An 18,645-nucleotide genomic window follows, 5' to 3' on the forward strand; every position below is an offset into this window, starting at 1 on the left:
ATCGTAAAAAGTGGTCAGACCACTTTTGGACCGAAGAAGTAAGTATGGTAACAGGGGAGTTTTCATATGGATAAACAAACCGAAAATAAAAAAGTTTTTTTAGAAATCGTGCATCAACTTCGTCAACTTATTCAAGTAGAAAAAATTCAATCTGGTGGAAAGCTTCCATCTGAGCGAGTACTTTCAGAGCGATTGGGTGTCGGGCGTTCATCTGTAAGGGAAGCACTGAGAAGTTTAGAATTACTAGGATTAATTGAAACAAGACATGGTGGCGGAACATTTCTTGCTACCACACATAATCATCAGCTTGTAGAAGTTTTGTCGATGTTTATATTAGAAGATGAAAAATCAAAAAAAGATGTCGAGTTAACGCGACAAATTCATGAAAAGGAAGCAATTCGCGTAATAACCTGTACAGAGGTATTACGAACACTTCCTGTGTGGGACAGCTTTTTTGTTAGGCTAGAGATCGATGGTGCGGTGAATTGTAGAGATATTTTACGCGAAATATTGATTACTTCAGGCAATCGTCTTGCACTAAAGATTTGGTTTCAATTAGTAGCGTATGATGGTGACCGCTTAAACCGCCTTTCAATGGAAGGGGAAAAGCTCATTATTCAAACAATGCTAAAGTCAATGCAGCTTGGGTTTGAAAAAGAGGCATTACAAGCATACGAAAAATGGATGGAAACTGCTTAAATCATTTATACAACAAAGGGGGATACAAAAATGGCAATACGTGATTTATTTAGTGGTAATCGTAAAAAGAAAACAATGATACAAGATGGTCAAGAAAAGGCATTTCCTGAAGGATTAATGACAAAGTGTTCAGAATGTCGTCATATTCAACTAACAAAAGAGTTAGAAAAGCACTATAATGTTTGCGTGAAATGCGGTCATCATTTTAAAATGAAAGCACAGGAACGTGTAGCAATTTTCTTAGATGAAGGCTCATTTGTTTCAATGGACGATCATTTACAAACGAGCAATCCTTTGAATTTTCCAGCATACGTGGAAAAGGTATCCGTGGATCAGCAAAAAACGGGCTTAAATGAAGCCGTATTGACTGGCGTAGGTACATTAGAAGGCGTAGAAATTGTAGTAGCTATTATGGATTCTCATTTCCGGATGGGCTCAATGGGGTCTGTCGTGGGAGAGAAAATTACACGTGCTGTTGAAAAGGCAACTGAAATGCGAGTGCCGTTTATTATTTTCACGGCAAGTGGTGGTGCACGTATGCAAGAAGGCGTGTTATCACTAATGCAAATGGCAAAAACAAGTGTAGCTTTAAAACGTCATAGTGATCAAGGTTTACTTTTTATATCGATTTTAACGCATCCAACAACAGGCGGTGTATCCGCAAGCTTTGCATCTGTTGGCGATATTAATATTGCAGAACCACAAGCGCTTATTGGTTTCGCTGGTCGTCGTGTTATTGAAGAGACAGTGCGAGAAAAATTGCCGAGTGATTTCCAGACTGCTGAGTTTTTATTGGCACATGGTCAACTTGATGCGATTTTCCACCGAAAAGATATGAGGAAACAAGTCGCAATGCTCGTGAAAATGCATACGAAGGGTGGCGTTCAGCATGTCTAAAACATTAGCGTTTGAGGAACCGGTTGTGCAATTACGTGGGAAAATTGATGAACTCAAAACTATTGCTGCTGAGGCAGAAGTAGATATGACAGGGGAGATTGAAAAGCTTGAAACGAGATTGTCCCAGTTGGAGCAATCCATTTATGCGAACATGAAGCCATGGGATCGTGTACAAGTAGCTCGTCATCCTGAACGCCCAACAACGTTACAGTATATAGAAGCAATGTGTGAAAACTTTATTGAGTTGCACGGAGATCGTAATTTTGGCGATGATGCAGCAATCATTGGTGGTATTGCTTTCTTTGAAGGACAGCCAGTGACGCTTATTGGTCATCAACGTGGTAAATCGACGAAAGAAAATATTCGACGTAATTTTGGGATGCCTCATCCAGAAGGATACAGAAAGGCACTTCGTTTAATGAAGCAGGCTGAAAAATTTAATCGCCCTATCATTTGCTTCATTGATACTAAGGGTGCTTATCCTGGAAAAGCAGCGGAAGAACGAGGACAAAGTGAAGCAATTGCACGTAATCTAATTGAAATGGCTGGTTTAAAAGTGCCCGTTATTAGCATCGTTATTGGTGAAGGTGGAAGCGGCGGGGCACTTGCTTTAGGTGTTGCAAACCGAGTCTTTATGTTGGAAAACTCAACGTATTCGGTTATTTCACCAGAGGGTGCTGCTTCAATTTTATGGAGAGACGGAAGCTTAGCGAAGCAAGCTGCTGAGGCATTACGTATTACAGCACCAGATTTAAAAGAATTAGGTGTTATTGATGGTATTATTCCAGAAATAGCAGGTGGTGCACATCGAAACGTGGCTAAACAAGCACTGTATTTAAAAGAGTGTATTAGTGATACACTAAAATTACTAGGAGCTTTCAATGCCGAGCAATTAGTCGAAGATCGTTATGAAAAGTTTAAAAAAATAGGTCAGTTTGGCGAATAGCAGAACTTTACAAATGGTAGAACTTGGATGGAGGGATGCGTGCTAACGCATTCTTTTCATTTTTTTTTTGTAAATGTTATGTTTTTGTTTTTTTTGAGCACTTTCGTAGTTTGTTTTTTCGTGATAAGGTGAATAATAGTAGATATGTGCAGGAGGTGCTTAGATTATGAAAAAGATTGCTGTCTTAACAAGTGGTGGAGACGCACCGGGAATGAATGCAGCAATTCGTGCAGTCGTACGTAAGGCGGCTTTTCATGGAATTGAGGTTGTCGGTATTAATCATGGCTATGAAGGATTGTTGAATGGTAGTATGGAACCTTTAGATTTAGGTTCAGTTGGTGATATTATTCAACGAGGAGGTACTAAATTATACTCCGCACGTTGCCTTGAATTTAAAGAGGATGCTGCGCAAGAGCGAGCTATCGCGAATTTGCGTGCTGCAGATATCGAAGGTTTAGTAGTAATTGGTGGTGACGGTTCATATCGTGGTGCAATGGGAATGGTGAATAAAGGGTTCCCAGTTGTTGGAGTACCGGGTACAATTGATAACGATATACCAGGTACAGAGTATACGATTGGATTTGATACAGCACTCAACACAGTAGTAGAATCTATAGATAAAATCCGTGATACAGCGAATTCTCATGAGAATTCTTTCATTGTCGAAGTAATGGGACGAGATGCGGGTGATATCGCACTTTGGGCAGGGCTTGCAGCAGGTGCTGAAACTGTGTTAATTCCTGAAGAAGAGTATAATTTAGATGAAATTATTGCAAGATTAGAACGTGGTGCTGCACGCGGCAAGAAGCATAGTATTATTATCGTCGCTGAGGGTGTCATGTCTGGTAGTGAGTTAGCAAAATTGCTAAAAGATAAAATTGGCATTGAAACTCGTGTGTCTGTATTAGGTCATATACAACGTGGTGGAATCCCTACAGCACGTGATCGCGTACTTGCAAGTCGTTTTGGTGCACTAGCAGTAGAGTTACTAATGCAAGGTAAAGCAGGTAGAGCAGTTGGTATCCGTAATCATCAATTAATTGACTATGATATGCCAGAAGCTTTTAAAAAGAGTCATGAAGCAGATGTAAGCTTGTACACATTGATGAAAGAACTTTCAATATAATTTAGTGAAAAACGGAGTGGGCAAATAATGAGAAAAACGAAAATAGTATGTACAATTGGTCCAGCAAGTGAGTCACCAGAAACTTTAGAGAAGCTAATTGAAGCAGGTATGAACGTTGCCCGCTTAAATTTTTCGCACGGATCGCATGAAGAACATGAAGGTCGAATCAATACAATTCGTGAAGTAGCAGAAAAATTAGGCAAACCAGTGGGTATTTTACTGGATACGAAAGGTCCTGAAATTCGTACGCACAATATGCGCAATGGTGAACTTCACCTATCTGTAGGGCAAGTGATTGATATTTCAATGACTGAAGTTGAAGGGACAGAAAAATGCTTTTCAATAACTTACGATCGTTTAATCGAAGACGTTGATCAAAACTCTATTATCTTGTTAGACGATGGTTTAATCGAATTACGAGTACTAGCTAAAGATATGGAAAAGGGCTTAATCCATACAATCGTTGAAAATGCGGGTGTCTTAAAAAATAAAAAAGGTGTCAATGTTCCGGGTGTATCTGTACAACTTCCTGGTATTACTGAAAAAGATGCACAAGATATCTTATTCGGTATTAAGCAAGGTGTAGACTTTATTGCCGCATCATTTGTTCGTCGTGCAAGCGACGTGTTAGAAATTCGTGAATTATTAGAGCAAAATGGTGGTAGCCATATTCAAATTATCCCGAAAATCGAAAACCAAGAAGGTGTCGATAACATCGATGAAATCATTACTGTGTCAGACGGCTTAATGGTTGCACGTGGTGACCTTGGTGTAGAAATTCCTGCCGAAGAAGTACCACTAGTACAAAAGAAATTAATTTTAAAATGCAATCAAGTGGGTAAACCAGTTATTACAGCAACACAAATGTTAGATTCTATGCAACGTAATCCACGTCCAACACGTGCTGAAGCGAGTGACGTAGCGAATGCGATTATCGATGGAACTGACGCAATCATGCTTTCTGGTGAAACAGCAGCGGGACTTTACCCTGTTGAATCTGTGCAAACGATGAATAAAATTGCTGTACGTACAGAAAATTCTTTAGACTACAGACAAATTGTGTCAAAACGTAGCCGTGAAAAAGAAGCAAACATGACAGAGGCAATTTCGCAAGCTGTTGCTTATACTTCTATCAACTTAGGCGTAAAAGCTGTACTTGCGCCAACTGAAAGTGGTAACACTGCAAAAATGATTGCTAAATATCGTCCAGGTGTGCCAATCATAGCAGTAACTGGTTCTGTGAATTCAGCGCAAATGTTAACACTTGTATGGGGTGTGCAGCCAGTTGTTTGTCAACGTGTTACTTCAACTGATGAAATTTTAGAGTTAGCTGTAGATGAAAGCTTGAAACATGGTTTTGTAAATCACGGTGATGCAGTTGTCATCACAGCTGGTGTACCAGTTGGTGAAGCAGGCACAACGAACTTGATGAAAGTTCATATCATCGGCGATTTACTTGCACGTGGTCAAGGAATCGGTAAAGCCTCTGTAGTTGGCAAAACTGTTATTGCAAAAAATGCTGCAGAAGCACTTGCCTATGAGACAGAAGGTCACATTTTAGTTACAGTTGGCTCAGATCGTGACATGATGCCAGCTCTTGAAAACTGTGTCGGACTAATTACTGAAGAAGGCGGACTTACAAGTCATGCAGCAGTTGTTGGTTTAAGTCTTGGTATTCCAGTTATTGTTGGAGTGAAAGAGGCAACAACATTAATCCGCCACGGACAAGAAATTACAATGGATGCTGAAACAGGCGTTATTTATAAAGGACATGCAAGTGTTCTATAAAATGTAAATGAAAAGCTCTAGTACGAAACTTGTACTAGAGCTTTTCACATTGTTGAAAAACAATTACATCAATGAATTCTTGGTGGACGTTTATGAAAGTTTGTTCAAAGGCCCCGTTGATTTCCGTTACAGGTGGACGCGTTCCAGGGGGCGAGCCTTGAGCCGCTTCGTCGCTTACGCTCCTGCAGGGTCTCAAGTTGCTCGCTGATCCCCTAGGAGTCGCCGCCTTCCACTCCAATCAACTAGAATTTTCTTATCAAAATAGTAAAAGAAAGTGGAACAATCTAATTTTTAATGAAGAGAAGAGGACTACTGTGCAGATGGTCATCTTGCAGTGAACTGATGATATTACTTGAAAATTTCTATTCATCCTCCTAAGTTAAGGATAGAGTTTGATGAAAGTACAGATTAATTTTAGATTGCTTGCCGAGTGAAGTGGCTCATCGGACGCCCCCCGGAAAGCGCCCAGCCGAAACGGAAATCACCCCCTGTTACTGTAGTTAAAGGAGCTTTCAAGTACGGATTTAGGTGTAGAGACCATTTTTAAGAACGATTTATTCACGTAATTTCTACTTTCTCAACAGAATGAAAAGCTCTAGTATGAAACTTGTACTAGAGCTTTTTCTTTTATAGGTGAAACTTATTGGGCTATAATAACGTATAAGAGGTAAGCGTTTTTTTTATGCGAAAGGAGAAGAAAAATGAAGAAAATCTTTCTTAGTTTCGTTGTTTATTCATTAGCCGAATTGGCGTTATTAATATTTATTGGGCAAAAAATTGGTGTACTTAGTACATTGTTATTAATTGTTGGAACAAGTGTCATCGGTATATATGTAGCAAAAAATAAAGGTATGAATTCGGTCCAAAAAGTGAAAAACTCTTTAGCACGTGGTGAAGCACCAGGTCCTGCTGTTATAGATGCCATGTTGAATTTTAGTGGTGGGTTATTATTAGCACTACCAGGATTTTTAACAGATACTCTAGGTCTGCTGTTGCTATTGCCAATTACACGTAAAATGTTCCAACCGTTAGCCTTTTACTGGATGCGTAAAAAAATGAAAAACGGTCAGTTCATTATCGTTCAAAGATAGCATTTTCCTTTAGCTTAACTGCAAGGAATAAAAATAACGGACTTAACAAAATACCGTAAAAACCGAATAATAAAATTGAGGCAGCACTGATGAAAAATGTATGGACAGTACGTAATTGTAGCGTATTGGACCAGAGCATAGAATCAGCTAGCTGCCTTGTTAATTGTACGAATAAATATAACAGTAAAATAGAGACACATAAAAATGTATTGCCATTGAAGTAAAAATAAATACTCATGGGGATGAGGAATACTCCGATTCCAAAAAACGGCAGTACATCAGCGAATGCAACGACAAATGCTTTAATAATCGCATTCTCAAATTGAAACAGCATGAAGCCAGCGCATAATATGAATAACGTAATTGTGAATAGTTGGAATTCTACAAACAAAAAGTAATGAAATAGTTTCATTATTTTTGAAAAATGAGATTGCCATTCGACACGATATTTTTTCGGCACGTATTGGAAGAACCAGTAGCGAGATTTTCTTGTTTCAAGTAGCGCAATGTAATAAGCAACAAGGAAGATAAATACTTCTATGAGATGCTTCATGAAAAGTTGTAGAATATTAGCTGTGTATACAAGGATAGAATCGAAAATCGACAGTGATTTTTCTTGAAGAACTTGTATGAATAGAGATTCGTATTCCGTGAATAAGTGGAAATTTTGAAGTGTATCTCGTATTTCAGGGAAAATAAGTATAATACTGTTGATTGTAATAATGATTAGGAGAATAATACTTGAAAGTATGAGGATTTCTACGATAATTGCTGCAAGCCAGTAGGCGATTTTGCAATATTTGTGTAAGAAATTTATTATAGGATAAGTAGAAAAAGATAAAAAAATCGCGAGAGATACTGGCAATACAAACCAAAGAACCAGGAAGTAAAAAAGAAAAAGTGTTATGTTTATAGATCTTTCGTATGAAAAATACTTAAAATTCTTCATTTTTTACAAAATCACCTCTATTTAAATGATTGTATATTGTCAAAATGTTCTCAAAAAACTCTTAAATGTAAAATTACGGTCGCTCGTACGTTTTTTTCTTAATTTAAAGGAATGGCATTCACAAAGCTGTCAAAAATGATTATAATAACAATGTAAGCGATTTAATTAATGGTTTAAATGAGCAGAAAACGTAAGTGTTCATGAAATAGAAAGCACTTACACAAAAATTACAAAGTATGAGGGAGCGATAATTTATGTCAGCAACAAAAGGTTTAGAAGGTATCGTAGCAGCGGAATCTAAAATCAGTTCAATTATCGATGACACACTTACATATGTTGGTTACGACATTGATGATTTAGCGGTTAATGCATCGTTTGAAGAGGTAATTTATTTGTTATGGCACACTCGTTTACCAAAAGAGGACGAGCTAGCTGAATTAAAACAACAATTGGCAGACAACATGTCTATTCCACAAGCAATTGTAGACCAATTCAAATCATACCCACTTTCAACTGTACATCCAATGGCTGCATTACGTACTGCAGTATCTTTACTTGGTGTATTCGATGAAGAAGCAGATGTAATGGATCCAGAAGCTAACTACCGTAAAGCTATCCGTCTACAAGCTAAGATTGCTACAGCAGTAACTGCATTTGCACGCGTTCGTAAAGGTTTAGAGCCAATCGCGCCAAAACCAGAACTAGGTTATGCAGCAAACTTCCTATATATGTTAAAAGGTGAAGAGCCAGCAGCAATCGAAGTTGAAGCATTCGATAAAGCTTTAGTTTTACATGCTGACCATGAATTAAACGCATCAACATTTACAGCACGCGTATGTGTAGCGACACTTTCAGATGTTTATTCTGGTGTAACTGCAGCTATCGGTGCATTAAAAGGACCACTTCATGGTGGTGCAAATGAGCAAGTTATGAAAATGTTATCTGAAATAGGTTCACTTGCTAATGTTGAATCTTATATTCAGACTAAGTTAGATAACAAAGAGAAAATCATGGGCTTCGGTCACCGCGTATACCGCAAAGGTGATCCACGTGCGCCGCATTTACGTGTAATGTCACAAAAATTAACTGAATTAACTGGTAAACCGGAACTATATGAAATGTCAGTTAAAATCCATGATATGATTGTTGAACAGAAAAAACTACCAGCTAACGTAGATTTCTTCTCTGCATCGGTTTATGATTCATTAGGTATTGATCATGATCTATTCACACCAATTTTCGCTGTATCACGTACTTCTGGTTGGGTAGCACACATTCTTGAACAGTATGCTAATAACCGTCTTATCCGTCCACGTGCAGAATATGTTGGACCAGGTATGCAGAAATATATTCCAATCAGCGAGCGCTAATTAGGAAAATATGCTAAAATGTTTGGGACTGTGTTGTAGTTAACACAGTCCTATGATTATGAATTTAGGAGGCAACAACAATGACAAACAAAATCGTAGTTGAAAATGGCGTACTTAACGTACCAAACAATCCAGTAATTCCATTCATCGAGGGTGACGGTATCGGTCCTGATATTTGGGCTGCAGCATCTCGTGTAATCGATGCAGCTGTTGAAAAAGCTTACAACGGCGAAAAGAAAATCGAATGGTTAGAAGTTCTAGCTGGTGAAAAAGCATTCAACCAAACAGGTGAATGGTTACCACAAGAAACTCTAGACAAAATTAATGAATACTTAATCGCAATTAAAGGTCCTCTTACTACGCCAATCGGTGGTGGTATCCGCTCTCTAAACGTAGCATTACGTCAACAACTAGACCTATATGTTTGCTTACGTCCAGTACGTCACTTTGACGGAGTACCTTCTCCAGTTAAACGCCCAGAAGACGTTGATATGGTAATCTTCCGCGAAAACACAGAAGACATCTACGCTGGTATCGAATTCGAAGCAGGCTCTGAACAAGCTCAAAAAATCATTAACTTCTTACAATCTGAATTTAATGTAAAACAAATTCGTTTCCCAGAAACTTCAGGTATCGGTGTGAAACCAGTATCTAAAGAAGGTACTGAGCGTTTAGTACGTTCTTCTATCGAATATGCAATCAAACATAACCGTCCATCTGTGACATTAGTTCACAAAGGTAACATCATGAAATTCACTGAAGGTGGATTCAAAAAATGGGGTTATGAATTAGCTGAAACTGAATTTGCTGATCAAACATTCACTTGGAACCAATATGACGCTATTAAAGCTGAACAAGGTGAAGAAGCTGCAAACAAAGCACAAGCTGACGCTTTAGCATCAGGAAAAATCTTAATTAAAGATTCTATCGCTGATATCTTCTTACAACAAATCCTAACTCGTCCAAAAGAGTTCGATGTAGTAGCTACAATGAACTTAAATGGTGACTATATTTCTGATGCATTAGCTGCACAAGTTGGTGGTATCGGTATCGCTCCAGGCGCAAACATTAACTATGTAACTGGTCACGCGATCTTCGAAGCTACTCACGGTACAGCTCCAAAATATGCTGGCTTAGATAAAGTTAACCCATCTTCAGTATTACTTTCAGGCGTATTAATGCTTGAACATTTAGGATGGCAAGAAGCTGCTGACATGATCAACACATCTGTTGAGAAAACAATCTCTTCTAAAGTTGTAACTTATGACTTCGCTCGTTTAATGGACGGCGCTACAGAAGTTTCATGTTCTAAATTTGCTGATGCTTTAATCGGCAACCTATAATCTTTAGATAAATTATTGTAATTCGATAAGTGTCTAATATATATTTGTTTAATAGAGGGTAGGAGAATTAATCTCCTCCCTTTTTTAAAACATAAAAACCCAAACAAAAGGAGCGTATTAAAAATGACTTTGAAACGTAAAAAAATCTCAGTTATTGGCGGCGGCTTCACTGGCGCTACGGCAGCATTCCTAGCAGCACAAAAAGAACTTGGTGATGTAGTATTAGTTGACGTTCCACAAGCAGAAAATCCTACAAAAGGTAAAGCTCTTGATATGTTCGAAGCTTCTCCAATCCAAGGTTTTGATTCTTCAGTAATTGGTACTTCTAACTATGAAGATACTGCTGGTTCTGATATTGTAATCATCACAGCAGGTATTGCTCGTAAGCCAGGTATGAGCCGTGACGATTTAGTGCAAATCAACCAAGGCGTTATGAAATCTGTATCTAAAGAAATCGCTAAATACTCTCCAGAAGCAACAATCCTTGTATTAACTAACCCAGTGGATGCTATGACTTACACTGTATATAAAGAAACTGGATTCCCTAAAAACCGTGTAATCGGTCAATCTGGTGTACTTGATACAGCCCGTTTCCGTTCATTCATTGCTGAAGAACTAAATATCTCTGTTAAAGACATCACTGGTTTTGTACTAGGTGGTCACGGTGACACGATGGTTCCACTTACGCGTTATTCATTCGCTGGTGGTATTCCGCTAGAAACTTTAATCGCTCCTGAGCGTTTAGAAGAAATCGTTGACCGTACTCGTAACGGTGGTGCTGAAATTGTAAACCTTCTTGGTAATGGTTCTGCATATTATGCTCCGGCTGCTGCTCTTATTGAAATGGCTGAAGCAATCCTGAAAGATCAAAAACGTATACTTCCTTCAATCGCGCTTCTTGAAGGCGAATATGGCTATGAGAATATCTACCTAGGCGTTCCAACTTTACTTGGTGCTAACGGTATCGAGAAAATCTTTGAGCTAGAATTAACTGAAAAAGAAAAAGCTGCGTTAGATAACTCTGCTAATGCTGTTAAAGCAGTTATGGAAGTTCTATCTTAATAGTATGTTTATGAAATCGAGCGGGAATCCATTCCAGTTCGATTTTTTTGTCTTCTATGAGCATATACATAACCATAGCTTGGATTTGGCTTTTCATTGTGCTTTTAGAAAAAAATTGATACTATGAAAGTAGATATGAGAGAAAAGGGGTTGGCGTGTCATTGCTTCAAAAGAACAGTAAAATTGGTCTCACTATTGATGAAATTACGATTGGCGAGAAGATTCAAATTACTGAAAAAATAGAAGATAAAGATTTACTTCTTTATTTAGGATTGACGAATGATAGTAATCCACTCTATATTCAGCATGATTATGCAGCGACAACGCCTTTTAAAAAGCCGATTGTGCCTACGATTATGCTAAATGGCATTATCACGTCTGCTGTATCTAAATACATTCCAGGGCCTGGTGCACGTATTATTGAACAGCATCTAAAATATTTAGGACCGCTCTATCATTATGAATTATTTGATACGTTTTTAGAAGTTACAGAAGTGAACAAAGAAAATAATACGATAAATGTGTCAGTCCACTCTTACGATGAGAACAAGAAGCTTGTCATCGAAGGAAACTTAACTGTTACACCACCACTTTAAGATTAACACGTCTTGATGATTTGAAATGGGGGTTTCAAATCACTATCGGAGGCATTAGACATGACAAAAACAATTCTAGTTGTAGAAGATGAATATTCAATTGCAACCTTACTAAAATATAATTTAGAACAAGCTGGTTATGCGGTGGAAACGGCGCAAGATGGGCAAGAAGGATTAGATAAGGCAGTTGCTATTCAGCCTGATTTAGTGCTACTGGATTTAATGTTACCAAAGCTGGATGGCACTGAAGTATGTAAACAAATCCGCCAGCAACGCATGAACACACCAATTATTATGCTAACAGCAAAAGACGATGAGTTCGATAAAGTGCTTGGTTTAGAGCTTGGCGCTGATGATTATATGACGAAGCCATTTAGTCCTCGTGAATTGTTAGCACGTGTAAAGGCAGTGTTACGAAGATTTTCACAAAGTACAGTAATAGAAGATAAAGATGACTTAAAAGAGAAAATGTATGAATTTGGGCACCTACGTGTATATCCTGAGCGCTTCGAAGTATTTTTACAAGATGTGGCACTAGAATTCACCCCAAAGGAATTTGAATTGCTTATTTATTTATTAGAAAATAAAAACCGTGTGTTAACACGTGATCAGCTATTAAGTGCAGTATGGAAATACGATTTTGCAGGTGATACTCGTATTGTAGATGTGCATATTAGTCATTTGCGCGATAAAATCGAAGAAAATAGCCGTAAGCCAATATTTATAAAAACGATTCGTGGTCTTGGCTATAAGTTTGAGGAGCCAAAAACGACATGAAATCAATGAGCACCCGCTTATTCTTGACGTTCATGCTATTGCTTGGAACGATACTAGCTGTCCTAGTTCTTGTCATAGGTCAGCTTTTTCCTGTTTATCTAGAGCAATACAATTCTCAGAGAAGCGCTGACATTCAAGAAGAAATGATTAAGGTTATAGAAGATAGGCAATTCAATTTATCTGAAGATGATAAAGCTGCACTGAATGCGGTACAAACCAAAGAAACGGATAAGCAATTACTTTCGTATATTCAGACACGTCTTTTGGCGGTACTCGCAATCTTATTTATCATTACGATTTTGTTACTCGGCATTATTACTCGCTATATGATTCGTAATTTCGCAGAACCAATCGATAATGTAACCGAAACGGCACTTGAATTAGCTAAAGGTAATTATCGTGCTAGAGCCCATGAAAATGAGCAGGAACGCTTGATGCCACTAAGTCATTCCATCAATATTTTGGCCCGTAATCTACAGGACATTACGACAATTCGAGAGGTCGAGGAAGAACGCCTGAAAACGTTAATCGAAAACATGGGTAGTTCGCTGATGATGATTGGTAGAGAAGGAAATGTATCGATTGTGAATCGGGTGTTTTTAGATCACTTTGGTATGCCGTTAGAGGATGTAGAAGGGAAAGTATTCCGTACGATTGGATTACCGAAGTCATTGGAGCAGTTTATTGACCACGTTTTTCTAACGGAAATGCCGTACCGCCAGCAAATAAAGATGGAAGTACAACAGGAGTTTTACAATAAAGAAGTATACGGTGCACCGGTAATTGGAGACCATGGTCGCTGGCTCGGTGTCGTTGTTGTCATGCACGATGTTACGGAGCTCGTACGTCTTGAACAAATACGAAAAGATTTCGTAGCGAATGTATCGCATGAACTACGTACACCAATTACTTCAATTAAGGGTTTCTCAGAAACATTACTAGATGGAGCTTATAAAGATGAAACGATGCTACTATCGTTTTTAGAAATTATTCATAAGGAAAGTAATCGGCTACAAATGCTTATTCAGGATTTACTGGAATTATCTAAAATTGAGCAGCATGGCTTTACAGTCAATATTATGCCGATGAGTTTGCAGGAAGTACTCATTCGAGGAGCAGAGCTTACAAGTCCGCGTCTTGATGAGAAAAATATGAGCTTTAACGTTGATATTGCTCGTGATGTACAAGTAATGGGTGATGCTAACCGTATTATTCAAATTGTAATGAATTTAATTACAAATGCCATTACGTATTCGCCGGAGGATACGACGGTGACGATACGTTTAAAGGAAAATGAGGAGTATGGCATTCTTGAAATTGAAGATGAGGGTATAGGAATTGAGAAAAATGAAATCCCACGCGTTTTTGAGCGTTTTTATCGTGTAGATCGTGCGCGTAGCAGGAATTCTGGTGGGACAGGGCTAGGATTAGCCATTGTAAAGCACTTAGTGGAAGCGCATCATGGGCGCATTCTGGTAGAAAGTGAAGTAGGTAAGGGGACGAAAATGATCGTGTCTATTCCAAAACATTCACCGGATGAATTGAATTGATGCACTGAGTTTTTGTGCCTGAATTAGTTTTAAAAGTTTACGAAATATTTACAATAGCAAAATAGTAGCTTTATATTAGGGGGCTATAATCAATTTTAGAAACCCCCTTTAAAGTATAATAAGACAAATAAATGTTTGTAGAGACCTGGATGCAGATGCGCTCAGGTTTTTTTACTGTTGTACTCTTTCGTTAAATGGGTGTAAAGTATATAAGAATAATAAGTTTGAAAGAAGGATTACAATGAGGTTTGCAAAAAGTATCCTGCAAATTGGATACCTTTATATCATATTATTTGTTGGGAATAGTATTTCGAGTTTACTACATATTCCAATTCCGGGGAGCATTATTGGACTGGGGCTATTATTTTTCCTGCTGCAGTTTAAAATTATAAAGCTTGAATGGATAGAGCTTGGGGCGGGTTTACTGTTAAGTGAGCTATTACTATTTTTTATTCCGTCGGCCATAGGGGTAATTGATTACGATACACTTTTTGGTGTGCAGGGCATGAAAGTGATAGCGGTGATTGTTGGTAGCGGGATTGTTGTTATGCTTGCAACGGGCTATATGGCGAAGTTATTTGGACATAGAAAAAAAGGTGACGCTGTATGACTTTTTTAGTAGCAGTTGTTAGCTTGCTTGGCACAATTGCTATCTTTTATGGCAGTAAAACCGTTTACGTAAAATTTGGGAAGGCTTGGCTAACACCTATACTTATAACACCCTTGGTGGTCATTCTGATTTTGCTCGTAACTGGTATACCTTATGAAATGTATAATGCAGGTGGTCATGTTTTATCGAATTTACTTGGTCCGGCAACAGTCGCTTTTGCTGTGCCGATTTATAAAAATATTGGTCTATTAAAAAAACATGCACTTGAAATCATAGTAAGTATTACGGTTGGTTCTACTGTGGCCATCACCTCGTCATTTGTACTGGCGTTACTTATAGGATTAAATGATGAACTCACATATAGTATAGTGCCGCGCTCTGTCACAACACCGATTGCGATGGATATTTCAACGATGATTGGTGGTTCGCCAACACTAACGGCAGTTTTTGTCATGACGACTGGTATTCTTGGGGCTTTACTAGCACCGATGTTAATACGAGCATGTCATTTTAATACGCCATCTGCGAAAGGTTTAATGCTCGGGATGGGTGCACATGGTACGGGAACATCGAAAGCTTTTGAGTTTGGAGAGCTGGAAGGTACGTTTTCGAGTCTTGCGATGGTGGTCGCTGCGCTAATAAGTATTGTCTTATCAACGACATTATTCCCAGTTTTTGAACAACTCGTGATGAATAGCTTATTACCTTAATGGGTAGTAGGCTATTTTTATTTGAGAATTATGAAACTTTTTCACATTTCCTTCCGTAGAGAGTAGTACAAAGCTTAAGGGAGGAACAGACATGAGTGTAAAAAAGACACTAATGATGGTGGGACTTGGGATTTTTAGCATCGTGGCACTCATCGCGGTATTTACGTCGTGGTACACGGTGGATGAATCAGAACAGGCGGTTGTAATCACATTTGGTCGAGCAGACGAAACGGTGACGGATTCTGGTTTGCACTTTAAATTACCTTGGCCTGTGCAGTCAGTTGAAATATTATCGAAAGAAACATTTAGCTTACAGTTTGGTTATAAGCAAAACAAAGAAGGTGAGTTAGAGGCTTATGATGCTGAAACGAAAATGATTACAGGTGATGACAACATCGTCTTAACAGATCTAGTTGTTCAATGGAAAATTACAGATCCACGTAAATACTTATTCAATGCACAAAATCCAGAGAAAATTTTACATAGCGCTACATCAAGTGCCATTCGCTCAATTATTGGCAGCTCAGGCATTGATGCTGCGTTAACAGATGGCAAAGGCGATATCGAGGCTAAAACACGTGATTTACTTGTCTCTCTTATTGAAAAATATGATATTGGCGTCAGTATTTTAGGTGTGAAATTACAGGATGTTGAGCTACCAAACAAAGACGTTCGAGCAGCTTTTACAGCGGTAACAGATGCACTTGAAACAAAAAATACGAAGATAAATGAAGCAGAAAAATATGTGAATAAGCGCATTAACGAGGCACAAGGTGAAAAGGATGCCATTATCTCCAAAGCAGAAGGTGCAAAAACTGCACGTATCGAGCAGGCACAAGGGGATGTAGCGGTCTTCAATAAAATGTATGAACAGTATAAAGGCAATCAACAAATTACGCGTGAGCGACTTATTTTAGAAACACTTGAAAACGTTTTACCGAAAGCGCAACTTTACATTATGAATGATGATGGTAGCACGATGAAGTACTTACCACTACCCGGACTACAATCACCACCACCACCAACGGAGAAAAAAGAAGGGGGCGGTAACTAATGGACCAAAAGAATAATGATCTTGAAAAATTTCTGAATTTTTTATCTGGGAAAACTAAAAAACCCGCTTCTACTGAAGGAAACACTGGTGATAATGTTGTGAAAATGTCCAATAAGAGCCCGATGAATCCAAAGAAATATATTTCCCTTGCTGTGACGTTAACAGTCATTTTCGCAATTGCAGTTATTTTATTTGCGAATGTTTATATTGTAAAAGAATCTGAGTATGTCGTTGTTCGTCAATTTGGGGAAGTGGTGAAATTTGAAAGTGAACCTGGATTGAACATGAAGGTGCCGTTTATTCAAAGTGTGACGAGATTACCGAAAAACCAAATGACATACGAAATTTCAGAAGAGGAGATTAATACACAGGATAAAAAACGTATTATTATTGATAATTATGCGGTATGGCGTATTACAGATCCAAAGCTTTTAATTTCAAATGCTGGGACAATTGAAAAGGTAGAATCTCGTATGGAGGAATTCATCTATTCGGTCATTCGTACAGAGCTTGGTCAGATTAAATACAAAGATATTATAAGTGAAAAAGACTCAAAGCGTGGGGGCATTAACGAAAGCGTGACAGCAAGTGTCAATGAATTATTAGCAAAAGATAATTATGGTATAGAAGTAGTCGATGTACGTATTCGTCGTATCGACTTGCCAGCTGAAAATGAGAAGTCTGTATTTACGAATATGGTGTCAGAACGTGAATCGATTGCTCAAAAGTATTTATCAGAAGGTGATGCGGAGAAGCGTCGTATGGAGGCACAAACAGATAGAGAAGTTCAAGAAATGCTGGCAAAAGCAAATAAGGATGCTGCATTGATACAAGCGGATGGTGAAGCCGAGGCTGCGAAAATTTATAATAAATCGTTCTCGCAAGACCCTGAATTCTATTCGCTGTATCGTACACTAGAATCCTATAAGAAAACTATTGGGGAAGAGACGGTTATTATTTTGCCATCAACTTCACCATATGCCAAAATGTTGTCGGGTCACTTAGAATAAACTAGCAAGCCATGCAGGGGTTTGTGAAAGTGGGGATTTTCGTACATGAAGAGTACGAGATTTCCACTTTTTTGTTAGAGTGAATTTTGAATAAGGTGTTTAATAGAGTGCTATTTTTTGATAAAATTATGATGTTAAAAGAGATGTATGGGGGTAATTGTTGTGAAATTAATAATTAGCACATGGCTCCAAAATCTAGGGATTGCTTGTAGTATCTCATCGTTCTTTACTCTATTTTTCCGCCTGACAGAGTTTGAGTGGGTGACGAAGAGTATTTATCATATACCTGTATTTTTTGTTGTTGTATTTTTGTTAGGTCTTGTTCTTGCAGAAGATGTACGTAAAGTGTTTAAAAAACTGTTTTGGTACGAGAAACGTAAAGATCAGCGTCCTATTTGGCAAGTTGGGATTGGTTTCATTTTCTTCCTTGCACAAATTGGTATGGTAATGGTATTTAGTACAGAACTTACGCAGCCGGAACTAGGTGGTATGCCGTTGTTTTTAGTGTTTGCTTTCATGAATGCATTTATCATGACGGTTATTTATGAAGAGATTTTTTATCGCGAAGACAAAACAAATGAACTAAATAGTCATTAAGAGAAGAAGTCGATTGTTACGTGCAATCGGCTCTTTTTTTGTTAAAAAGGTCTTTTGGGATTTGTAGAGAAATAGTAATGAATGTGTTATCAACAAAACGATATGCTCAAATATGAATAGTCTTTGCTATAGGATTTTACGAATGTATACGTATAAAAAGAATGGGGTATGTACATGGAGAAAGATGATGAAAAACAAGAGGATTGTATTGATTATGATGGAAAAGCTGCAAGGTTCACGCTTGCTATGGTACTGGCAGCCTTATTAATTTGGTTTATATACGATTGGGTGAAAGTGGGAAAGACAAGCGGTATTCTACAAGTGTTGATATGTTCTACAGGAATAACTTTTAGTGTAACTAAAAGTTATTTAATGAAAAGAGATACTAAAAGAAAAAAGAAGTCGGAGTTAAAGAAGGATTAGGATATCTAATAGTGTGCTTTGGCACCTCTGAAAAAGAATAGAGTTAA

At 38.1% G+C, this 18,645-nt stretch carries 19 protein-coding genes; 18 read left to right on the plus strand and 1 reads right to left on the minus strand.

What is annotated here, in order from left to right; all coding sequences use genetic code 11:
* The first annotated feature begins 66 nt into the window (after positions 1 to 66).
* The 6 genes from ACIQ2D_RS10785 (at position 67) to ACIQ2D_RS10810 (ending at position 6,547) form a co-directional block, all read left to right on the plus strand.
* Positions 67 to 699 (plus strand): FadR/GntR family transcriptional regulator, encoded by a 633-nt coding sequence (locus ACIQ2D_RS10785; RefSeq protein WP_402863650.1) that lies wholly within the window; start codon positions 67 to 69, stop codon positions 697 to 699.
* A gap of 30 nt (positions 700 to 729) precedes the next feature.
* Positions 730 to 1,596, plus strand: a complete 867-nt coding sequence (accD, locus tag ACIQ2D_RS10790) for an acetyl-CoA carboxylase, carboxyltransferase subunit beta (protein WP_402863653.1) — start codon at positions 730 to 732, stop codon at positions 1,594 to 1,596.
* A complete protein-coding gene (locus ACIQ2D_RS10795) occupies positions 1,589 to 2,542 on the plus strand; it encodes an acetyl-CoA carboxylase carboxyltransferase subunit alpha (RefSeq protein WP_402863656.1) in 954 nt (317 codons plus the stop codon). Before accD ends, ACIQ2D_RS10795 begins: the two co-directional genes overlap by 8 nt.
* Positions 2,543 to 2,708: 166 nt before the next feature.
* Positions 2,709 to 3,668: a 6-phosphofructokinase gene (gene pfkA / locus ACIQ2D_RS10800; protein WP_402863659.1), complete on the plus strand. Its 960-nt coding sequence runs from the start codon at positions 2,709 to 2,711 to the stop codon at positions 3,666 to 3,668.
* A gap of 27 nt (positions 3,669 to 3,695) precedes the next feature.
* Positions 3,696 to 5,456 (plus strand): pyruvate kinase, encoded by a 1,761-nt coding sequence (pyk, locus tag ACIQ2D_RS10805; protein WP_402863662.1) that lies wholly within the window; start codon positions 3,696 to 3,698, stop codon positions 5,454 to 5,456.
* Positions 5,457 to 6,157: 701 nt separating this feature from the next.
* Positions 6,158 to 6,547 (plus strand): FxsA family protein, encoded by a 390-nt coding sequence (locus tag ACIQ2D_RS10810; protein ID WP_402863665.1) that lies wholly within the window; start codon positions 6,158 to 6,160, stop codon positions 6,545 to 6,547.
* Here ACIQ2D_RS10810 and ACIQ2D_RS10815 read toward each other — a convergent pair.
* Positions 6,531 to 7,496, minus strand: a complete 966-nt coding sequence (locus ACIQ2D_RS10815; protein ID WP_402863668.1) for an AI-2E family transporter — start codon at positions 7,494 to 7,496, stop codon at positions 6,531 to 6,533. The two genes, ACIQ2D_RS10810 and ACIQ2D_RS10815, sit on opposite strands and share 17 nt — an antisense overlap.
* 254 nt (positions 7,497 to 7,750) lie before the next feature.
* Here ACIQ2D_RS10815 and citZ point away from each other — a divergent pair, with 254 nt between their 5' ends.
* From citZ to ACIQ2D_RS10875, 12 genes are all read left to right on the plus strand, one after another.
* A complete protein-coding gene (citZ, locus tag ACIQ2D_RS10820) occupies positions 7,751 to 8,866 on the plus strand; it encodes a citrate synthase (RefSeq protein ID WP_402863670.1) in 1,116 nt (371 codons plus the stop codon).
* A gap of 80 nt (positions 8,867 to 8,946) precedes the next feature.
* A complete protein-coding gene (gene icd / locus ACIQ2D_RS10825; protein ID WP_402863672.1) occupies positions 8,947 to 10,209 on the plus strand; it encodes an NADP-dependent isocitrate dehydrogenase in 1,263 nt (420 codons plus the stop codon).
* Between the two features lie 123 nt (positions 10,210 to 10,332).
* A complete protein-coding gene (gene mdh / locus ACIQ2D_RS10830) occupies positions 10,333 to 11,271 on the plus strand; it encodes a malate dehydrogenase (protein WP_402863675.1) in 939 nt (312 codons plus the stop codon).
* A gap of 161 nt (positions 11,272 to 11,432) precedes the next feature.
* On the plus strand, positions 11,433 to 11,867 hold the full coding sequence (locus tag ACIQ2D_RS10835; RefSeq protein ID WP_402863677.1) for a MaoC/PaaZ C-terminal domain-containing protein: 435 nt from the start codon (positions 11,433 to 11,435) through the stop codon (positions 11,865 to 11,867).
* Between the two features lie 60 nt (positions 11,868 to 11,927).
* The gene (locus tag ACIQ2D_RS10840; RefSeq protein ID WP_402863680.1) at positions 11,928 to 12,644 is read left to right on the plus strand and encodes a response regulator transcription factor; all 717 of its coding nucleotides are present in this window, start codon (positions 11,928 to 11,930) and stop codon (positions 12,642 to 12,644) included.
* Positions 12,641 to 14,194, plus strand: a complete 1,554-nt coding sequence (gene pnpS, locus ACIQ2D_RS10845) for a two-component system histidine kinase PnpS (RefSeq protein ID WP_402863683.1) — start codon at positions 12,641 to 12,643, stop codon at positions 14,192 to 14,194. Before ACIQ2D_RS10840 ends, pnpS begins: the two co-directional genes overlap by 4 nt.
* A 241-nt stretch (positions 14,195 to 14,435) precedes the next feature.
* Positions 14,436 to 14,804 carry a CidA/LrgA family holin-like protein gene (locus ACIQ2D_RS10850; protein WP_402863686.1) on the plus strand — a complete coding sequence of 123 codons (369 nt, stop codon included), beginning with the start codon at positions 14,436 to 14,438 and terminating at the stop codon, positions 14,802 to 14,804.
* A complete protein-coding gene (locus tag ACIQ2D_RS10855; RefSeq protein ID WP_402863689.1) occupies positions 14,801 to 15,514 on the plus strand; it encodes an LrgB family protein in 714 nt (237 codons plus the stop codon). Before ACIQ2D_RS10850 ends, ACIQ2D_RS10855 begins: the two co-directional genes overlap by 4 nt.
* 91 nt (positions 15,515 to 15,605) lie before the next feature.
* Complete coding sequence (gene hflK / locus ACIQ2D_RS10860; RefSeq protein WP_402863692.1) at positions 15,606 to 16,568, plus strand: FtsH protease activity modulator HflK; 963 nt, start codon at positions 15,606 to 15,608, stop codon at positions 16,566 to 16,568.
* On the plus strand, positions 16,568 to 17,578 hold the full coding sequence (gene hflC / locus ACIQ2D_RS10865) for a protease modulator HflC (RefSeq protein ID WP_402863695.1): 1,011 nt from the start codon (positions 16,568 to 16,570) through the stop codon (positions 17,576 to 17,578). Before hflK ends, hflC begins: the two co-directional genes overlap by 1 nt.
* Before the next feature lie 162 nt (positions 17,579 to 17,740).
* Positions 17,741 to 18,175 carry a DNA polymerase I gene (locus ACIQ2D_RS10870; protein WP_402863698.1) on the plus strand — a complete coding sequence of 145 codons (435 nt, stop codon included), beginning with the start codon at positions 17,741 to 17,743 and terminating at the stop codon, positions 18,173 to 18,175.
* A gap of 174 nt (positions 18,176 to 18,349) precedes the next feature.
* Positions 18,350 to 18,598 carry a hypothetical protein gene (locus ACIQ2D_RS10875; RefSeq protein WP_402863701.1) on the plus strand — a complete coding sequence of 83 codons (249 nt, stop codon included), beginning with the start codon at positions 18,350 to 18,352 and terminating at the stop codon, positions 18,596 to 18,598.
* Positions 18,599 to 18,645: the final 47 nt, after the last annotated feature.

This window comes from Lysinibacillus sp. NPDC097287, from assembly GCF_044761695.1.
GTDB lineage: Bacteria > Bacillota > Bacilli > Bacillales_A > Planococcaceae > Lysinibacillus.